The sequence below is a fragment of the Brevibacillus centrosporus genome (genome assembly GCF_046622605.1).
In the GTDB taxonomy this organism is placed as follows: Bacteria; Bacillota; Bacilli; order Brevibacillales; family Brevibacillaceae; genus Brevibacillus; species Brevibacillus centrosporus.
The window spans coordinates 1,377,055-1,393,811 of sequence record NZ_CP176856.1 but is presented as its reverse complement, the minus strand read 5'-3'; the positions used below and the strand labels follow the sequence as shown (position 1 = coordinate 1,393,811).

General features: G+C 49.1%; 21 protein-coding genes. 10 read left to right on the top strand and 11 right to left on the bottom strand.

Annotation, left to right across the window (positions count from 1 at the left end; translation table 11 throughout):
* Nucleotides 1–120: 120 nt before the first annotated feature.
* The 3 genes from ACLIN2_RS07435 (at nucleotide 121) to ACLIN2_RS07425 (ending at nucleotide 1,951) form a co-directional block, all read left to right on the top strand.
* On the top strand, nucleotides 121–1,161 hold the full coding sequence (locus tag ACLIN2_RS07435) for a DctP family TRAP transporter solute-binding subunit (RefSeq protein WP_411503663.1): 1,041 nt from the start codon (nucleotides 121–123) through the stop codon (nucleotides 1,159–1,161).
* Nucleotides 1,162–1,329: 168 nt separating this feature from the next.
* The gene (locus tag ACLIN2_RS07430) at nucleotides 1,330–1,710 is read left to right on the top strand and encodes a hypothetical protein (protein ID WP_411503662.1); all 381 of its coding nucleotides are present in this window, start codon (nucleotides 1,330–1,332) and stop codon (nucleotides 1,708–1,710) included.
* On the top strand, nucleotides 1,616–1,951 hold the full coding sequence (locus tag ACLIN2_RS07425) for a hypothetical protein (protein WP_411504624.1): 336 nt from the start codon (nucleotides 1,616–1,618) through the stop codon (nucleotides 1,949–1,951). Before ACLIN2_RS07430 ends, ACLIN2_RS07425 begins: the two co-directional genes overlap by 95 nt.
* Here ACLIN2_RS07425 and ACLIN2_RS07420 read toward each other — a convergent pair.
* The 3 genes from ACLIN2_RS07420 to ACLIN2_RS07410 all read right to left on the bottom strand — a co-directional run bounded on the left by ACLIN2_RS07420 (nucleotide 1,920) and on the right by ACLIN2_RS07410 (nucleotide 4,972).
* Nucleotides 1,920–3,347: a HAMP domain-containing sensor histidine kinase gene (locus ACLIN2_RS07420; RefSeq protein WP_411503661.1), complete on the bottom strand. Its 1,428-nt coding sequence runs from the start codon at nucleotides 3,345–3,347 to the stop codon at nucleotides 1,920–1,922. The two genes, ACLIN2_RS07425 and ACLIN2_RS07420, sit on opposite strands and share 32 nt — an antisense overlap.
* Nucleotides 3,322–4,017, bottom strand: a complete 696-nt coding sequence (locus ACLIN2_RS07415; protein ID WP_310229028.1) for a response regulator transcription factor — start codon at nucleotides 4,015–4,017, stop codon at nucleotides 3,322–3,324. Before ACLIN2_RS07415 ends, ACLIN2_RS07420 begins: the two co-directional genes overlap by 26 nt.
* A 184-nt stretch (nucleotides 4,018–4,201) precedes the next feature.
* Nucleotides 4,202–4,972: a stalk domain-containing protein gene (locus tag ACLIN2_RS07410; RefSeq protein ID WP_411503660.1), complete on the bottom strand. Its 771-nt coding sequence runs from the start codon at nucleotides 4,970–4,972 to the stop codon at nucleotides 4,202–4,204.
* Between the two features lie 266 nt (nucleotides 4,973–5,238).
* On the opposite strand from ACLIN2_RS07410, the gene ACLIN2_RS07405 reads away from it, so the two are divergent.
* Nucleotides 5,239–6,495: a dicarboxylate/amino acid:cation symporter gene (locus tag ACLIN2_RS07405; RefSeq protein ID WP_411503659.1), complete on the top strand. Its 1,257-nt coding sequence runs from the start codon at nucleotides 5,239–5,241 to the stop codon at nucleotides 6,493–6,495.
* Between the two features lie 75 nt (nucleotides 6,496–6,570).
* On the opposite strand, the gene ACLIN2_RS07400 is transcribed toward ACLIN2_RS07405, so the two are convergent.
* Entirely contained in the window at nucleotides 6,571–7,482 is a 912-nt protein-coding gene (locus ACLIN2_RS07400) for an acetamidase/formamidase family protein (protein WP_411503658.1), read from the bottom strand.
* A 245-nt stretch (nucleotides 7,483–7,727) separates the two neighbouring features.
* Between ACLIN2_RS07400 and psiE the strand changes: the two genes are divergently transcribed.
* On the top strand, nucleotides 7,728–8,144 hold the full coding sequence (psiE, locus tag ACLIN2_RS07395; protein ID WP_400584243.1) for a phosphate-starvation-inducible protein PsiE: 417 nt from the start codon (nucleotides 7,728–7,730) through the stop codon (nucleotides 8,142–8,144).
* Nucleotides 8,145–8,196: 52 nt separating this feature from the next.
* On the opposite strand, the gene ACLIN2_RS07390 is transcribed toward psiE, so the two are convergent.
* Complete coding sequence (locus ACLIN2_RS07390) at nucleotides 8,197–8,451, bottom strand: hypothetical protein (RefSeq protein WP_411503657.1); 255 nt, start codon at nucleotides 8,449–8,451, stop codon at nucleotides 8,197–8,199.
* Nucleotides 8,452–8,663: 212 nt separating this feature from the next.
* On the opposite strand from ACLIN2_RS07390, the gene ACLIN2_RS07385 reads away from it, so the two are divergent.
* Entirely contained in the window at nucleotides 8,664–9,161 is a 498-nt protein-coding gene (locus ACLIN2_RS07385) for a cation:proton antiporter regulatory subunit (protein WP_092266199.1), read from the top strand.
* Between the two features lies 1 nt (nucleotide 9,162).
* Nucleotides 9,163–10,392, top strand: a complete 1,230-nt coding sequence (locus tag ACLIN2_RS07380) for a cation:proton antiporter (protein WP_092266200.1) — start codon at nucleotides 9,163–9,165, stop codon at nucleotides 10,390–10,392.
* A 138-nt stretch (nucleotides 10,393–10,530) separates the two neighbouring features.
* Here the strand turns inward: ACLIN2_RS07380 and ACLIN2_RS07375 are convergent, their stop codons facing one another.
* Nucleotides 10,531–10,725, bottom strand: a complete 195-nt coding sequence (locus ACLIN2_RS07375; RefSeq protein ID WP_400584240.1) for a hypothetical protein — start codon at nucleotides 10,723–10,725, stop codon at nucleotides 10,531–10,533.
* Between the two features lie 68 nt (nucleotides 10,726–10,793).
* Here ACLIN2_RS07375 and ACLIN2_RS07370 point away from each other — a divergent pair, with 68 nt between their 5' ends.
* Nucleotides 10,794–11,843, top strand: coding sequence for a YheC/YheD family protein (locus tag ACLIN2_RS07370; RefSeq protein WP_411503656.1), 1,050 nt, complete (start codon nucleotides 10,794–10,796; stop codon nucleotides 11,841–11,843).
* Between the two features lie 9 nt (nucleotides 11,844–11,852).
* On the opposite strand, the gene ACLIN2_RS07365 is transcribed toward ACLIN2_RS07370, so the two are convergent.
* The 4 genes from ACLIN2_RS07365 to ACLIN2_RS07350 form a co-directional block, all read right to left on the bottom strand.
* Nucleotides 11,853–12,242 carry a DUF302 domain-containing protein gene (locus ACLIN2_RS07365; protein ID WP_310229043.1) on the bottom strand — a complete coding sequence of 130 codons (390 nt, stop codon included), beginning with the start codon at nucleotides 12,240–12,242 and terminating at the stop codon, nucleotides 11,853–11,855.
* Nucleotides 12,243–12,316: 74 nt separating this feature from the next.
* Nucleotides 12,317–12,850 carry a peroxiredoxin family protein gene (locus ACLIN2_RS07360; RefSeq protein ID WP_411503655.1) on the bottom strand — a complete coding sequence of 178 codons (534 nt, stop codon included), beginning with the start codon at nucleotides 12,848–12,850 and terminating at the stop codon, nucleotides 12,317–12,319.
* Entirely contained in the window at nucleotides 12,837–13,535 is a 699-nt protein-coding gene (locus tag ACLIN2_RS07355) for a hypothetical protein (protein ID WP_411503654.1), read from the bottom strand. Before ACLIN2_RS07355 ends, ACLIN2_RS07360 begins: the two co-directional genes overlap by 14 nt.
* A 150-nt stretch (nucleotides 13,536–13,685) precedes the next feature.
* Complete coding sequence (locus ACLIN2_RS07350) at nucleotides 13,686–14,003, bottom strand: DsrE/DsrF/DrsH-like family protein (protein WP_310229048.1); 318 nt, start codon at nucleotides 14,001–14,003, stop codon at nucleotides 13,686–13,688.
* Between ACLIN2_RS07350 and ACLIN2_RS07345 the strand changes: the two genes are divergently transcribed.
* The gene (locus tag ACLIN2_RS07345) at nucleotides 13,945–14,541 is read left to right on the top strand and encodes an aminoacyl-tRNA deacylase (RefSeq protein WP_411503653.1); all 597 of its coding nucleotides are present in this window, start codon (nucleotides 13,945–13,947) and stop codon (nucleotides 14,539–14,541) included. The genes ACLIN2_RS07350 and ACLIN2_RS07345 overlap by 59 nt on opposite strands.
* Nucleotides 14,450–15,616, top strand: a complete 1,167-nt coding sequence (locus ACLIN2_RS07340) for a chromate transporter (protein ID WP_310229082.1) — start codon at nucleotides 14,450–14,452, stop codon at nucleotides 15,614–15,616. The genes ACLIN2_RS07345 and ACLIN2_RS07340 overlap by 92 nt, the downstream gene beginning before the upstream one ends.
* 80 nt (nucleotides 15,617–15,696) lie before the next feature.
* Here ACLIN2_RS07340 and ACLIN2_RS07335 read toward each other — a convergent pair whose 3' ends face one another.
* Nucleotides 15,697–16,638 carry an iron-hydroxamate ABC transporter substrate-binding protein gene (locus ACLIN2_RS07335; protein ID WP_411503652.1) on the bottom strand — a complete coding sequence of 314 codons (942 nt, stop codon included), beginning with the start codon at nucleotides 16,636–16,638 and terminating at the stop codon, nucleotides 15,697–15,699.
* Between the last annotated feature and the right edge of the window lie 119 nt (nucleotides 16,639–16,757).

The window sequence follows — 16,757 nt, the reverse complement described above, 5'->3', positions numbered from 1 at the left end:
TTCCATTTAATGCTCAAGCGTTTGAACAAAAAGTCTCTTCCTTCCGGGATGATTGCTTGCTACCCTATATTTTGGTACAGTACTCCCAGCAAATCAACTCATGGTAAGTGGGTGGCTTCTATGAAATCCTTTGTGTTTGTCCTGCTCGGTCTAATCAGCGCCGTAGTCATTGGGTTTGGTCAGGATTTCTCTCTTGCAAAATGGAGCTATGACGAGGAGCAGGAGAAGCTCTCAGAGCGTATTATTATAAAATTTAGTCACGTCGTCGCCGAAAACACGCCGAAGGGACTGGCGGTCGACCGCTTTGCCCAGCTAGTAAAAGCGAAGACAAAAGGCCGAGTCGAGGTACAGGTCTTTCCCAACAGTACGCTGCATTCTGAAAAAACGGAGATTCCCGCCTTGGTCAAAGGCGAAATCCAGATGATTGCTCCCGCCTTCTCGCATTTATCCGGTACGATTCCACAGTGGGCGGTTCTCGAGCTGCCTTATGTCTTCCGCGATCAAAAGGATGTCGATGAAGCCTTTCGCGGAGAGATCGGCCGGATGCTGTTCTCTACCCTGAACCAGTCCAATATGAAAGGCATGGCTTTCTGGGCGAATGGCTTCAAGCAGATCACGGCCAATCGCCCGATGATCACGCCGGACGACTTTTACTCGCAGCGAATCCGGATCATTCCCAGCGAAGTGCTGGATGCCCAGTTCCGTACGCTCCATGCCATTCCGATCGGCTCTTCCTTTAACGATCTGTACAGCATGCTCGCCAGCGGAAAAGTCGACGGGGAGGAAAATACGATTTCCAACGTCTATACCAAACGGCTCTATCAGGTCCAGAGTCATATGACCGTCAGCAACCACAACTATTTAGGCTACGTCGTGATCATGAACCAGTCTTTTTGGAACAAGCTTCCTGCGGATATTCAAAAGGCGATTGAAGAGGCGTTGGCAGAAGCGACACAGTTTAACAATGAACTGTCCGTATCCATGAATGAGAGCCAGTTTGAAAAGCTCAAAGAAATGAGGGTTATGGAAATTCACGAACAGACGGAGGAAGAACGTGCCATGTGGCGTCAAGCTCTCCAGCCTGTCTACGATCAGTTCGCCCCCTCCATCGGCAAGCCGCTTATGGATCAAATCAAAGAGCTTCACAAGCTTCCCAGGTGAATCGGATCGCCTATATAATGGAATCAGATCCTTTCCGGGGAGCATCGACTGCGCCGGCCCTTACGATGGGCGAAGGACTTCCTTTTTTGCCACGTTCCCTACCGCTTTTGTGCTCAGTGCCTGCGGGTTGCCTGTCACGTTGCACAGCAGCCGATCCCTATCGCCAAAATGGGGAATGACGCTGTCCGATATTCTGTCGGAAAACGGAATCGCTGCGGAGCAAGAGCAAGCGGCGAGCAAACGATTTGTGCAGGCAGCTGCGCAGCATTGCGCGACATAAGGCCACTTCGCATGGAAATCGGCATTCGCACGATGTTCAACACGGTAGAAAAACTGCTTCGCTTCACAGACGCGCTCTACATGGCAGTCGGTGTCTATCATGGAACGGTATTTGAAAAGGTTGCAGCCCTGCTTTTGCGTCTGGGTGTAGAAAGAGGCATCGTGGTGCAGGGATGTGACGGTCGCCAAGCCAACCCGCACGCTGATCGTAGAAAACGGCGATTTCTCCCCCGCTACGATCGATCCCGACTCATTTGGACTTATGGCTGACGTACCAGAAACGGAATGGACAGCCGAGCTGCACTGGCAAACGGCAGACGCCGTTCTGCGCGGCGAGTCCCATCTGGCTTATCTGCTCAACAGCGGCCTTAGACTGTGGGTCACGAAACATGCAGAGTCGCTCGAGGAAGGCATCTCCAAGGCCCGGACAGCGCAAAAGGCCCGCTCCTTGTCAGCAACGCTGTCAGGGGCAGGCCTTTTTAGGCAGCAGATTTTGGCAGGATCAAGGTAAAGGTAGAGCCAGCACTCGTACTCTCCTTGAGCAGCAGCTCCCCGCCAAGCGCTTTGGCAATCATCCGCGAAAAGGAGAGGCCCAGTCCTAGTCCCCGTACCTTGTCTTTCTTGTTGCTTCCACGGAAGAATCGCTCAAAAATCAAAGCTTGCTCCTCTTTGGGAATTCCTTGTCCGTTATCTTTTACATCGATCCGCATGTCTGCATTTGTCTCGTACAGCTCCAGCTCGATTTTGCCGCCTTCCCCGATGGCCTGGCGCGCATTGTTTAGCAGATTGATCAGGATCTGCTGGACACGCCCCGGATCTACGAAGACTGTGACCTGTTTTTCGGGTATGTTCGTATAAAGAGACACCCCATCCGGGTCCTGCACGATTTTCCATTGGGAGGCAATTTCTCTGATGAGCTTGTTCAGATTCTGCTCTTCCTGCGCCACGGCGATAGCTCCTACCGCAAACGAGTTGAAATCGAGCAAATCCTCCACCATCTTTTGCAGACGCCTCGTTTCCTTCAGGCAAATCTCCAGAAACTCTTTTTCTTCCTCACCCGTGACTACTTCATCGTTGATCGCCTGCACGAGCCCGCTAATGGATGTGACCGGCGTCTTCAGCTCGTGCGTTACGCCCGCCAAGAGCTCTGTCCGCATACTTTCCAGCTGCCGCAGACGATCTGCCATCTCTTTAAAGGTGTAGACGAGCTCGTGAATTTCCCGTTCCTTGATCGCCTTGTTGACTGGCACATCGTAATTGCCCTCCACGATCTGTCTGGCAGCCATTACTACATTCTGAATCGGTTCTGATAGTCGCCGGGAGTGAAAGTAGATGACCGCCCAGCCCAGGATGCCCAGGCTCACTAGCATGATCACCAGATATTGGAGCTGTTCCTTGCTCACTTTGATATCCGCCTCGGGAAAGAGCAAAATAACTTTCCCGATTATTTTGTCATTATATTCCAAATTCTTTTTCACCACGTACAGGATGTCGCCATTTGGCTGCTTCACTTTTTCCGATCGATCGGCGCTGGAGAGCATCCTGTCGAGACCTTGCTGAAGCAAAGGAGGCAGTTGATCTGGACGGCTGTAGATCAAGTCCCCCTGCTCATTTCTGATGAACAGCAAGAGATTGCGGTCTACACCCATGAACTTGCGTCGATTGTCCAATACCTGATGCAGCGTCGCGCCCACGAGCAAATGACCGTCATCATCAACGACACGGTCTGCTACTTCCTCGGCAAATAGCCGTGTGACCTCCAGCTGCTTTTCTGTCGCCGCGTATTTGATCCAGTAGCCGGAGACGATCCCGACGATGACCAGCCCACAAATCAGTGTAATCAGGTAGCGCACCGTCCAATAACGCAGGAGGGATACTGGCTCACTGTTTTTGTTTTTGGTAAACACAGAACTGATACCCCACCCCTCGCAGCGTCTTGATCTCCCCTTCAAAGGAAGGCCAGTTTTCCAACGTTTTGCGAATTCGCTTGATCGCCAAATCTACTGCGCGATCGCTCCCGCCATAATCCATTCCCCACACCTGATCGATCAGCTGATCCCGCGTAAAGGTCTGATTCGGATTCTGTGCCAAAAACAGCAGCAGCGACAGATCCCGCGGATGAAACACCATTTCCAGTCCATGCAGCGTTACGTTGTGGGACTGAAAGTTGATTTTCAAGCTGCCATAGATGCGCGTCTCCTGGTCCTTTATCAGAATGGCTGATCGCCTCAGCACAGCATTTACACGCGCCACAACCTCTTCCGCCACGAAAGGTTTTGTGATGTAATCGTCCGCCCCTTCATTCAACCCCATCAGCTTTTGATCGGTTTGTCCGAGGGCGGTGATCATAATGACCGGACAGGCACTTTTTTCACGTATGTACTGCAGGATTTCCCACCCGTTGCGCTCGGGCAGCATGACATCCAGCAGAACCAGATCCGGCTTCTTTTCATCGAACAACTGCGTAGCCTCAAGTCCATCGACTGCCTGCCATACCTGATAGCCCGCCTTTTGCAAATAGGCTTTCAGCACTCTCGAAATTACCAGCTCGTCCTCTACCAATAGTATGTTTTTCATGGTAGTCGTTCCTGACTGATCGACATATCATCATTCCCCATTCGCGATCACCTTTTGATTCGCCCTTCTCTCTTTCTATACTATCAGTTTACCTCTTTCTTTTTATATGTGGATTTGCTCTTTTTGGAAATAGGAAAAAAGCCTTGCTTTCCCTGTTGGGGTGCAAGGCTTTTTGTTTGTTCTATTAGTTGATTTGGTCGCCGTCCAGTTCGATCACTTCGTCGTCATCGCTGTCCAGGTAGCCTTCGAAATCGTAGAGATCTTCGTCGTCATCGCTGGTGTCATAGATAGTACCTGAGATTTCTACATCATCGTAGAATTCATCCCATACGTATTCTACGACGTCATTAACCAGATCTTCCAGTGCTGCTGCATCCAGATCGTCACCAGTTTCTTCTTCCCATGCATCTTTGTCGATGTATATATCTACTGTCAGATCCTCATCATCGCCATCCAACGAGAAGTCTACATCTTCAAAATCATCGTAAGTCTCGAATTCATCAATCAGAGAATCTTCCAGGTCGGAAACTTCTTCATCGATGTCATCATCATCGTCGTCTTCATAATCAGCCAGATCGTCTTCCAGGCCATCGATTTCGTCATTCAGATCGTCGATTTGTGATTTCAGTCTTTCGATCTCCGCATCTTTTTGAGCCAGCATCGATTCATATCCAGGGTCTGCTTGGTCTTTCACGTTGATCGTGTAGTTAGTACCATCCCACGTGATGTCTTTGTTGAAAACGCCTGCCATCATGCGCAGAGGGATGTAAGTGGTTCCGTTTACGATGAATGGCTCGATCGTAGTGGAAACTTGGCTGCCGTTATACAGGACTTTGATGTTGTTGTAGTTCGCTGTCAGGTTCTTCTTTGCTACTTGTGCGTCGGAGCTAGCAGGAAACAGTCCCGCTGTCAGAATCAAAGCAGAAGCAACCGCCAGATACTGTTTTTTAATCATGGTAGATCCTCCATTCTCCCGGTTGTAAATACGTAACGTACGTTCTATGTACAAGTACTACTTTACCTGCGATTCATGTCGAGAGTATGTCAATGCCGACATTTTCCCTTGGCAATTTTCGGTACACGTTGCGTCCCTCTGGCAAGACCAAAAAGACCAAAACAACCAATATGACCGTATTCTATGAAACCGCTTCCCCATTCTATAAAATGCGAACTAAGACTATTGAAGACGCTTTCATCACAGACGGGAAAGGACGGGGCCACATGCGGATCAATTTTAAAAATCTGACTGTGCAAGTTGTTATCGCCATTATTCTTGGAATCATCGTCGGTCATTTTGCTCCCAAGTTCGGGGCAGAGCTCAAAGTATTGGCGGACGTGTTTGTCAAACTGATTAAGATGGTAATTCCTCCAATTGTCTTCTTCACCGTTGTCAACGGAATCGCCAGCATGGGTGACATGAAGAAGGTCGGCAAGATCGGTGGAAAAGCGCTGATCTATTTTGAAATCGTTACCACGATTGCTCTGGCGATCGGGCTGCTCGTAGTGAACCTGATCAAACCAGGAGCTGGCTTTGACAAAACCGGCTTGACGAGCGGGGATGTCTCCCAGTACACGAAAGCTGCAGCGGAAAGCAATCACGGCTTTATCGACTTTTTTGTAGCCATCATTCCGGAAAACATCGTCGGAGCCATGGCCAAAGGCGAGCTGCTGCCGATTTTGTTCTTCGCCGTGCTCTTCGGTCTCTCGCTGGCAGCCATGGGTCCAGCCTCCCAGCCTGTCATCAAGCTGTTCGACAAATTGACTCACGGGTTCTTCGGAGTGGTCAACATGATCATGAAGGTCTCTCCGATCGCCGCTTTCGGTGCCATGTCCTACACGATCGGCAAATTCGGGATCGGCTCGCTTACCAGGCTCGGACTCTTGATGACCGCTGTGTACATCACGATGTTCCTGTTTATTATCCTGATTCTTGGCGGTATTGCCCGCTACTATAAATTCAGCATCTTCTCCTTTATCTCATACATTCGCGAGGAAATCCTGCTCGTGCTCGGAACTTCCTCCTCGGAGTCCGCTCTGCCGCGCATGATGGCTCGCCTGGAGAAATACGGCTGCTCCAAATCGGTCGTAGGTCTGGTCGTTCCGACAGGCTATTCATTTAACCTCGACGGCACCTCAATCTATCTGTCGATGGCTGCCATGTTCATCGCCCAAGCCTATGGAGTAGATCTGAGCATTTGGCAGCAAATCACGCTGCTTGGCATTTTGATGATTACCTCCAAAGGAGCAGCAGGTGTGACTGGCTCCGGGTTTATCACACTGGCTGCCACCTTGGCTGCCTTCCCGATGATCCCGGTAGAAGGAATCGCACTGCTCCTCGGGGTCGACCGCTTCATGTCCGAAGCGCGCGCGATCACCAACCTGATTGGAAATGGCGTAGCCACAGTCGTAATCGCGAAGCACGAAAATGAATTCCATCCTGAAAAGGCAGCCTCGGATTCCGAGCCTGTCACAGCCTAACGAAGAAAACCCCTCTTTTCGCATAGCGGTGAGGATCGACTCCTCTGCCGTTTGCGATCAGGGGGTTTTCTATGCTTACCTTCCCACTATCGTCAAATCAAGCCCAGCAGCTTTTGCATACTCGAGCGGCAGCTCTACGCGGGCCGTCTTCAGTGGGTCAACTACCTGACAAACACGCAAATCTCCGGCGGCAGAGAGCAAGAAGGTCGCTTCCGCTTTTGGCAGATCCAGTTCGTCATGCAGAAAACGGACCATGTTGATCACCGCACGATCAGCTGCTTTGTCGAGTTCCTTTTCCGAAGCAATCGTCATCAGATGCTCCTCGTTGATCGCCATGGGTAACGGCCAGCTCTTTCCCTTAATGACGTCTAGCTTCACGGTCACTTCTCCCGCGATTTCCACGCCACAAACAGCAACTTCTCCGTCCGCCATCGCTGCGTGCAGGTCGCCTAGTGCAAACAGAGCCCCCGGCACATTTACCGGCAAAAGCAGTGTGGTTCCTTCCCGCATTTGTTTGCAGTCCATGTTACCTCCATGGTCTCCCGGTGTCCCGCAAGAAATGCCTTCCTTTGCCGGAGCTGTTCCAATCACACCAATCATCGGGTTGAGTGGCACCTGCAGCTTGTCCGACAGAATGGCTTTTCCATCCTCGATGGGAATCATCTTGATGACGTTTTCTTGCAGCTCGAAGCCCATCACACCTAAATTCGGCCCCGTAACCATGACACCTCGGCTGTTAATCTCAATTTTCTGAATATGTACAGCGAGAATATCTCCTGGCTCTGCCCCTTCGATAAAGACAGGCCCGGACGCAGGATTGATCCGATTCCAATCCAGCTCACCAAAGGGTGTGTCGGCTGACTGGATCTGATCCTCAAAGCAGTCGCAGGTTTCAAAAGTGACCACACTGCCACTCTCGACGCGAAGAGTTGGCGAGTGATCAGGAGACATCGTATAAATCAGATCCTTTTTATCTACCTTGTACATCGTGCTTCATCCTCCCGCAAATCTTTTTGATCTTTTCCCAAAATCAAATGGCTCTCCGTGAAGTTCGTCGTTGTCTTCCTCTAGTAACAATATCATGAAAACAAAATCAAAGCACAAGGGTTCTGTACGAGTTTTGTAAATAGTATGTCACTTTAAGATTAATGTGTTGTTTAATTTCAGAATTATGATTATATTAGTATAACACAATAAATTCTGTTTCCTTCTATGATCGAGGGGGTATTCACGTGGACCATCTGAAAACGACACTCAAGCAGTTCTCCTTTCCATTGCTGCTCCAGCAGATTTTGAACGCTTCGCTCATTTTTCTCGCAGTCATCCTTATTTATTTGCTTGGCAAGGAACTGATTTACTTTGCCCAAATGACTTTCCTGCACGAGACGTCCCTTGGTGAATTCCTCGAGAAGATCCTGATCTTTTTTCTTTACTTTGAGTTCATCTCCATGATCGTGAAGTACTTCCGGGAGAACTATCACTTCCCCATGCGCTACTTTCTGTACATCGGCATTACCGCTATGATCCGGCTCATTATCGTCGACCATCACAATCCCGTACATACCTTGTTGTACGCGGGTGTGATCCTCACCCTGATGATCTGCTACTACATCATCAACAAAACCCCTGTCGAGCGTCCGGGGCGATAGGCAAAAAACCGGCAGTCCCGTCTTTAGAAAACAGGGTTGCCGGTGTTGTCGTTTAATCCTGTGGCCACGTATTGCGTATTTCCTGCTCAAACACACGCAGCTGATCCGTCCGCTTTTGCAGCTGCTCCACTTCCCGCTCCCAGCTAGCCCTCTGCATCTGGCAGATGCTCTCTGCCTTCTTCTCCAGCTCTTTGACCTCAACTCGAAGCGCGATCACAATATCCAGAATCCCCTCCATGTCCATCTCCCGCATTTCCTGAATAAAACGCCATTCAGCCTCTGTAAGCCGGTACTGCTTGTTTGCCATTTGCGAACACCCACCCTAAAACATGTGTCAATTTATTATATAATTGTTTCATTTTGAAACTTTTTTGTCGTCATTAGTATATAATTATATTGTAATATCTTTGTCGACAAGTGAATCGCGGAAAAGGGGGACATTACTAAAATATCACTGGAATGGCGATCATTCCAAATCTTATTTGCTTGTAGACAGTAAATGGTCAAAGGAGGTTGCGCATGTTTTCAATCAGAGAGTCAGATTTGCCGGGTATCGGACGGAAATACCAAGTAGAAACAAGAGGTGGCGACAAGCTCGTCATTATCATTCACGATGACGGACGACGAGAGCTTTTTCACTTTGACAAGGACGATCCGGATGAGACTATCTCCATGGTGACCCTCGACGACGATGAAGCGAGACAAATCGCGGCTATCGTGGGCGGGCTGACGTATAAGCCGTCTGCACTGGAAACCGTTGAAGTCGCTCTGGATAAACTCGTCATCGAATGGTACAAACTAGAACCCGGAGCGCGTTGCATGGGAAAAACGATCGGCGAAATGAACATCCGTCAGGAAACGGGTGCCACCATCATCGCGATTATCGAAAAGGACCACCGTCAAACCATCAATCCAGGTCCAGAGTATGTTCTCCAGGCAGGGGCCACTTTGGTCGTAGCTGGCGAGCGGAAGCAGGTGAAAGCGCTAAAATCTACATTTAGCACAGGGGGTGAGTGATTTGGAGCACATTGTCTTTGAAGTCGGCCTCGCCCTCGCTTTAATTGCGCTGGCCGGCTTCCTCTCCGTCAAATTAAAATTCTCCATTGTTCCTTTTTACATTCTCGTGGGAATGGTCGTGGGCCCGCACGCTCCCGACATCGGCTTGTTTGACCTTCGTTTTATTCAAAGCGCACCACTCATTGAATTCATGGGCCGAGTCGGCGTACTCTTCCTGTTGTTTTATCTGGGACTTGAGTTTTCTGTAGGCCGTTTGATCAAAGCCGGCCGTTCCATCGCAGTCGGCGGTACCATCTACATCGTCATCAACTTTACCCTGGGCCTTTTGTTTGGTTGGGTCGCAGGCTTCCCTTTGAAAGAAATCCTCATTATCGCTGGAATCACAACGATCTCCTCCAGCGCCATCGTGGCTAAAGTCCTGGTGGATCTCAAACGTACTGCAAATCGCGAAACAGAGATGATCTTGGGGATCATCATGTTCGAAGACATATTTTTGGCCGTGTACATCTCCATCGTGTCCGGTCTCGTCTTGAGCGGAGCCACCTCTCTCATGGGTGTTCTCAGTTCCGCCCTGATTGCCCTCGGTTATATGCTGCTCCTCATCATCGTGGGGCGCAAACTCGTTCCCTTCCTCAATCGTGCCTTGAATATCAAATCAAATGAAGTGTTTATGATCACTGTTTTTGCCGCTCTGTTCCTGATTGCGGGCTTTTCCGAGACCATCCATGTTGCGGAAGCGATCGGTGCCTTGTTGGTCGGCCTCATCCTGGCAGAAACGCAGCACATGAAACGTATCGAGCATATGATTTTGCCTTTCCGTGACTTCTTCGGAGCGATGTTCTTTTTCAGCTTCGGCCTGACCATCGATCCGCTGTCACTAGGAGGCGCTGTGTGGCTCTCGATCGGTGCCGTCATCGTCACCATCATCGGGAATGTCGCAGCAGGTATGCTCGCCGGGAAAAGTGCTGGTTTGAACGCCAAGGCTTCTACCAACATCGGACTTACCATCGTCTCCCGCGGTGAATTTTCTATCATCATGGCCAATCTGGGAAAAGCCGGGGCACTCATGGAAATTCTCCAGCCGTTTGCAGCGCTTTACGTGCTCATACTGGCGATTCTAGGTCCACTATTGACCAAAGAGTCCAAGAAGATTTACGGCTTGCTTAGCAAGATTCTTCCCATAGACAAAACGGTCCCTGCCAAACAGACAGAAAATAACACAAATACTTGATCCGTTGGAAATCGAAATCTACCGAATGATTCCTTTTGTACGGATCTGAGAAAAAAAACAGCGGCGGTCTAAGAACGATCCATCATGTCTTAGACCACCTCTGCTTTTTTCTAGAGTGTGCAATTTGCCGTAGCAATTTTACCGCGCTTCAATTGCAATAATCTGTCCACAACAAAAGTTGATGTTACGCCCGCCAGTCCGGATTGCCCGCAAGATTCGGTCGGTAGCAGTCACATTTTCCCTCAGCGTCAGATTGAACGTTTGTCCGGAAGCTGTATATACCGCGACCGCTGTGCCGGCAGCTGTTCCGATGTCCTTATGGTATTCATCCATTTTTGTTTCACATTTACTCCCAGTGAATATCCTAAATAGAGCTAATCCAACTGGGGGGAACAATTGGTGTGCATACTAAACAAAAGAATTACATTGGCTTCTTGGTGCCGACATTAAAAAGAGCGGCCATCCTTAGAAAATATGCTAACTATCAGTCCCATTCCCCCCTGTTTGCCTTCTCTTCGAAAAGCATCAACTGGAAATCGAAACGAATTACTGGACTCGAATATGTTAATGGAAGATGGAACAGGCGCTCGTTTCCTTTCCCGAAAGTGATCTATAATTGCTGCTATGGCGACAAAAGAGCCTTATTGATGCGTTTCGAGAGGATGATCGGTCCCCAAAAGTGCTTCAATGCGCTTAGCCGGTTTAGCAAATGGGCAATTTATCAAATCCTTGCTGATTCCCCTTTTCAAAGCTATCTCCCGAAATCGCATACCTATGACTCTAATCAGCTGATAACGTTCCTGGAAGAGTGCAGGACCGCCTTCCTGAAGCCGCATTACGGCTCAAAAGGCCAAGGAATACTGCGGGTGGAATGCTGCTTGACCGGAACTTATACACTGGCCGAACAGACTTGGGATCCCTCCTTTGTTACGAGCGACCCGAGTGCTTTAATCACTTTGCTTGAAAACAAAATGGGCACGAAAAAATACCTGATCCAAAAAGAAATCAGGATGAAGAAAATAAATGACCGCTCTGTGGACTTCCGCGTCATGGTTCAAAAGAACGGGCAAGGCAATTGGGCGATAACAGGTGAGCTGGTCCGCTTTGCCAATAGACAGAGCTATCTATCGAACTTGTTTACCAGATCCGATTCTCTACAGAACGTGCTTGCCGGCCTTTATCAACAGTGGCCCCAAAAAGCCGCTACCCTCATTCACGAAATCCATAAGGTGTGCTTGGGCGTTGCTGAAAGGCTTGATCAGCACTACGGACACATCGCGGAGCTCGGCATCGATATTACCATTGATCACAGTGACCAAATTTGGCTGATCGAAGTAAACAGCCGTCCATCCAAGATGATTTTTAAAGATTTGGACCAATCCAGCCTGGAGCTTCTTTATCAAACAACCATCGATTATGCCGAATACCTCATTGCGCTCCATAACTCATGATCAAGAAGGTCATTTCGCCTTTTCAATCACGCGAATCAATGTTTGCTCGATTTCTTCCGCTGTTTCATTCAGCTCAGAGCTGTTCAGAATCCCGAGCAAGGCAGTCGGCCTGGGCAAGCCAATGCGCACGTGACTTTGATCGACATACACAACGATCTTACAAGGCAAAAAGTACCCGACCAGTTCGTTGTGGCTCAGCACCTTTGCCGCCTCGTGCGGATTGCAAACCTCCAGAATATGAAAAGGCCGCGTGTAATCCTCTATTCCTTTGTCCCTCAGCTTTTGGGTCAGATCCAATTGCCACAAGATGCCGAAATGTTCCGCTTTCAGTTGCGCATCCAATGCTTCGATGACGGCCTCGATCGATTTATGGGAAGTAACCGTGTAATGAAATTCCATTTTTCCTCATCCTTTCCCTGGTAGTATGCGGGAATCGGGAAGGCTTTATGCTGGAATCCACTCTATCAGAATACCTACTCCATGGACGAAATCATCTTCTCCATTTTTTCCTGATCCATCGGCCCAATGAATTTTTCACGGATGACTCCCTTGGAATCGATCATGTAACTCGTCGGTATCGATATCGCCTGAAACTGATTCCCTACCTGCTTGTCGATGTCTAAAAGTACAGGAAAGGTCATGCCGTACTCTTTGACAAAGGCAGTGACGTTCTCTACACTGCTCTCCGTTGCAGTCAGGTTGACCCCAAGGATGATGACATCCTTGGCTTTGTATTGCTCGTAAAAGGCTTGCATATCCGGTATTTCTGCTCTGCACGGCGGACACCAGGTCGCCCACAGGTTGACGATCACTTTTTTCCCTCGCAAATCAGACAGCTTGATTGCTTCCCCTTCTGCTGTCATTAGCGAGAAGTCGGGTGCCAAGTTTCCCCTCTGGATACCGACTGTTTGCGATACTGCTTGTTCGGGGGCAGCATCTTGCGAAAACCACCCCCAGCCAAGCAAAGCTACGAGCGCGATCAGAGCCAGCCCGCTACTTCTTTTCATGCGATGCACCTCCCATATCTCGCGCTCGGCTGACCAAGATCCATGCTAGTACTGCAAACAGGTAGGAAAGCCACTGTTCACGGGACAAACCTGCGAGCACTGGAGAATGCTCTTGGGAAAAGAAGGCCACATACACCTGACTAATTCCAAACCACATCAACAGGTTCAGCCAGTGAACCGCATTCGTCAGTGTTTTCCACTTGCGAATGACCAGCAGCAAAAAGAGGATGCCGATCGCCGCTTGCTGGGCAGAATACCAGCCATCCTGACCTTCCACAGCCCAAGTAAGAAGAAAAGCCGCAGCCCAGGCCGTCCACCCGCCGAGTGCAAGCGATGCGGCGAATACTGGTATAGGTATCTCTCTTTTGCGGACCGTTACCACCAAATAGACAAGAACAGCGATCATTGCCAGCCAAAATCCCCGGTCTCCCCCTGAGAAATAGAGAATAGATGCTGGCTGTTCCATGGCTTTTGACGGATAGAAAAGGATGTAACTGAACTTCCAGACCACAAACCCCAAGAGAATTCCGCCGCTCATTATCTCCCAGATGGTCTTTTTCAGCTCTCTCTCCTCTCGCAGTCGCAAGTGAACGGAAGCGAAAGCAAGCAGGATCGAAGCAACACGAATCAGCATACTCATTTTGACCAAGAACGGTCCGAGCTGTATAACATCCGGTAAGCTCATCTAACTGGTTCTCCTCCATTTTCAAGCCTTTGTCCTAGGAATCGATCCATTCTTATCTGCAAAAAAAGCCTATCCTTTGAAACAAAGAATTGGCTTTTTTCCTTTCTCTAACATGCTAGCATAAATCTTACGCACCGCCAGTACGCAATTTTAAAAAGAAAGGCTGACATTGGCGTCTTTGGCAAAGTCGAGGAAAGTCACGGCACCGCCTACCTCAATTCCGTCCACGAAGTCTTCCTTGGTCAAGCCGATGACATCCATCGTCATTTGACAAGCGATCAGCTTGACGCCCAGCTCCTGCGCCATTATTACTAATTCGGGAATCGCAGGGATATTGGCTTTTTGGAATCCTTGCGCCATCGCTTCCTTCCCTGCTGGCAGAGGCAGATTATGATGAGCTTCCTTATGAATGAGTTGCAGACCTTCAAAGGTACATGTTACTGCCTCCTCTTTTTTGGTTGTTTTCATTACATATACCCCTATAGGTAAAATACCTTCACCTCGATTGCTTTGTCAACAACTCAGGTTTTTTCCAAACTTCTCCTGCTCCACTTGTTTTTGTGCTATTTTAAATAAGACAACGTCGGATACGAGGAGGCTCACTGCCTTGACTGCTCTGCATACGCTTTTGCATAACAAGAATATTTCATTTGAAATGATTGCACACCCGCAGCCCATCCGCTCTGCACAGGATGGCGCCGATTATTTTGGCATCGAGATCGGGCAAACCGCTCCCACTCTTGTACTGGAGACGGATAGAGGCTATATCTCGGCAATCCTGTCCGGGGATCGTGGACGTTTGGATTTTCAGAAAATCGCAGCGATTCTTGGCTGTCGGGAAGGTGCTGGCCTATTTGGAGTACCCTTAGATATACGTAAAGGAGCGATATGTTTTGGATTCGAAGCAACAAAAGATGTTCGCTTTATGGGAGGTTTTCCGCGTATCATCGAGATTAGGTTTGACCTCGTTCGGAGGGCCAATCGCCCATTTGGGTTACTTTCATGACGAATACATTCGACGTCGAAAATGGATGGATGAACAGAGCTATGCAGAGCTTGTAGCGTTGTGTCAGTTTTTACCGGGACCAGCAAGTAGTCAGGTCGGTATTGGTGTCGGGATCATAAGGGCTGGACTCTTGGGAGGAATCGTCGCGTGGTTAGGATTTACGTTGCCCTCTGTAATCGCGTTGGTTCTCTTTGCGCTCCTGCTACAAGGCTTTGACATTGCAAATGCAGGATGGATTCATGGGCTTAAAATCGTTGCCGTAGCAATTGTAGCCCAAGCTGTACTCGGAATGGGTCAAAAACTTACGCCCGACCGTGACCGCGTGACAATCGCTGCAGTCGTTGCCTCTGTTGCGCTATTATGGCCAACAGCTTATACGCAAGTGTTCCTAATTCTGGCTGCTGGTCTTCTTGGGCTTTGGCTGTACGGAAAGAATCCCGTTACTGGAGGCCGATTCCTACCCATTGAAATTGGCAAGCGGTTCGCTATCTCTTGCCTTCTCTTGTTTTTTGCACTCCTTATCGCGTTACCTCTCTTCAGGCAAACGATGCATTCCGAATGGATCGCGTTGTTCGACAGCTTCTACCGCTCTGGAGCCTTGGTCTTTGGTGGAGGACATGTCATGCTTCCCTTGCTGGAACGCGAGGTTGTTCCGACAGGATGGGTAAATCAAGAAGAGTTTTTAACTGGGTATGGAGCCGCGCAAGCAGTGCCCGGGCCATTATTTACTTTTGCCGCATATCTCGGAGCGATGGCCCGTGGAATCGGCGGGGCGGTGGCAGCAACGATTGCGATTTTCTTGCCTGCATTTCTCCTGGTTGTCGGGACGCTGCCGTTTTGGAACGAACTCCGAAGCAGCCCGAGAGTGCACGGCGCACTGACCGGAATTAATGCAGCAGTAGTGGGAATTTTGCTGGCTGCGTTATACAATCCGCTTTGGACGACGTCCATCCAAAATCCCGCTGACTTTGCTTTTGCCCTTTTCTTGTTCATCCTGCTTGTATACTGGAAGTGCCCACCTTGGATCATCGTTCTTGCTGGTGCTCTTGGCGGCATCCTGATTGCGTATGTATAATAGGTAACCCCGAGCGAAAGGGTGGCCAACGTAAGAAAAACGCAGCTTGAGGACTGCGTTTTTTCATGCTGTGTTAGTCGTTAAGCTTTGCCGAGAAACCCTTCCTTAAAGATTTTCAACAAATTTTCGAGTGTGGTAGGGTCGCTATACGAGGACGCCTCTGTGTCGATTTCAATCATGTGGTTTTGACTGACCGCAGGGATATTTTTCCACGAATCTGTCTTAAGGAAAGCATTCTCTTCACCCGTTGGCTTGCTCAAGATGATGTAATCTCCAGCAAATTGAGGGATCACTTCCACTGACATCATGTAATATCCGGGGCCAAGCGCTTCCTTTTTCACTGCGTCCGGCATGTTCAAGCCCATCGCCTGATACAATACCTCTGTTCCTCGCGCCCAGTTGTTCCCAAATACATAAAAGCTCTTCGCATCGTACTCAAAGACCGAGACAGTAGCTTTTTCGCCGATCTTGGCTTTGATCTGTTCACCCGTTTCCTTGGCACGTTTCGTAAAATCATCGATCCATGCCTTGGCTTCTGCTTCCTTGTTCAACACTTTCCCGATCTCCAGCTGCTGAGTCAAATAATCGAGCTTGCCCCACGTGTACACGATCGTTGGCGCAATTTTGCTCATCTTATCCAAATTTTTCATGGTGGAGCCAGCGATGATAAGGTCGGGCTTCAACTCGATGATTTTCTCCAGATCTTCCTCTGAGACGGTTTCTACATCTTCCAGTTTGTCCTTGAAAAGAGGATTCTTTTTGGTCCACTGGTCTACCCCTACCAGCTTGCCGTCGAGAGACAGAATGTTCGGGGCGTTGGTCAGACCGATAATACGCTTCGGATCGGCCGGTATCTCTATAGGGCCATTTTCTGACTGATAGGTCACGGTTCCCGTTTTCGTTTCAGTTTTCGTTTCATTTCCTGCAGCAGCAGCATTCTCCTGTGGTGCTGGTGCTTCTTTTCCGCATGCACTCAACACCATCGTCAGGATGAGCAGTACAGGTAGCAGCATTTTTCTCATGGCTGACTTCTCCTTTTATGTAAATGATCGCGCCTTTTCTTCAACGTGCTTCTTCCCTACGGTGTGCCTCCCTTATGTATGGAAAAGTCCATTGCCTATACTTATTATCGATATTGATA

Bases quoted from the DNA above. Each gene is read 5' to 3' on its own strand.
- ACLIN2_RS07350 (WP_310229048.1), bottom strand. From the start codon at position 14,003: ATGAAAACAACCAAAAAAGAGGAGGCAGTAACATGTACCTTTGAAGGT.
- ACLIN2_RS07360 (WP_411503655.1), bottom strand. From the start codon at position 12,850: ATGAAAAGAAGTAGCGGGCTGGCTCTGATCGCGCTCGTAGCTTTGCTT.
- ACLIN2_RS07365 (WP_310229043.1), bottom strand. From the start codon at position 12,242: ATGGAATTTCATTACACGGTTACTTCCCATAAATCGATCGAGGCCGTC.
- ACLIN2_RS07415 (WP_310229028.1), bottom strand. From the start codon at position 4,017: ATGAAAAACATACTATTGGTAGAGGACGAGCTGGTAATTTCGAGAGTG.
- ACLIN2_RS07430 (WP_411503662.1), top strand. From the start codon at position 1,330: ATGGGGAATGACGCTGTCCGATATTCTGTCGGAAAACGGAATCGCTGC.
- ACLIN2_RS07345 (WP_411503653.1), top strand. From the start codon at position 13,945: ATGAGTTGCAGACCTTCAAAGGTACATGTTACTGCCTCCTCTTTTTTG.
- ACLIN2_RS07385 (WP_092266199.1), top strand. From the start codon at position 8,664: ATGTTTTCAATCAGAGAGTCAGATTTGCCGGGTATCGGACGGAAATAC.
- ACLIN2_RS07340 (WP_310229082.1), top strand. From the start codon at position 14,450: ATGTTCGCTTTATGGGAGGTTTTCCGCGTATCATCGAGATTAGGTTTG.
- ACLIN2_RS07410 (WP_411503660.1), bottom strand. From the start codon at position 4,972: ATGATTAAAAAACAGTATCTGGCGGTTGCTTCTGCTTTGATTCTGACA.
- ACLIN2_RS07335 (WP_411503652.1), bottom strand. From the start codon at position 16,638: ATGAGAAAAATGCTGCTACCTGTACTGCTCATCCTGACGATGGTGTTG.
- ACLIN2_RS07435 (WP_411503663.1), top strand. From the start codon at position 121: ATGAAATCCTTTGTGTTTGTCCTGCTCGGTCTAATCAGCGCCGTAGTC.
- ACLIN2_RS07405 (WP_411503659.1), top strand. From the start codon at position 5,239: ATGCGGATCAATTTTAAAAATCTGACTGTGCAAGTTGTTATCGCCATT.
- ACLIN2_RS07400 (WP_411503658.1), bottom strand. From the start codon at position 7,482: ATGTACAAGGTAGATAAAAAGGATCTGATTTATACGATGTCTCCTGAT.
- ACLIN2_RS07390 (WP_411503657.1), bottom strand. From the start codon at position 8,451: ATGGCAAACAAGCAGTACCGGCTTACAGAGGCTGAATGGCGTTTTATT.
- ACLIN2_RS07355 (WP_411503654.1), bottom strand. From the start codon at position 13,535: ATGAGCTTACCGGATGTTATACAGCTCGGACCGTTCTTGGTCAAAATG.
- ACLIN2_RS07375 (WP_400584240.1), bottom strand. From the start codon at position 10,725: ATGGATGAATACCATAAGGACATCGGAACAGCTGCCGGCACAGCGGTC.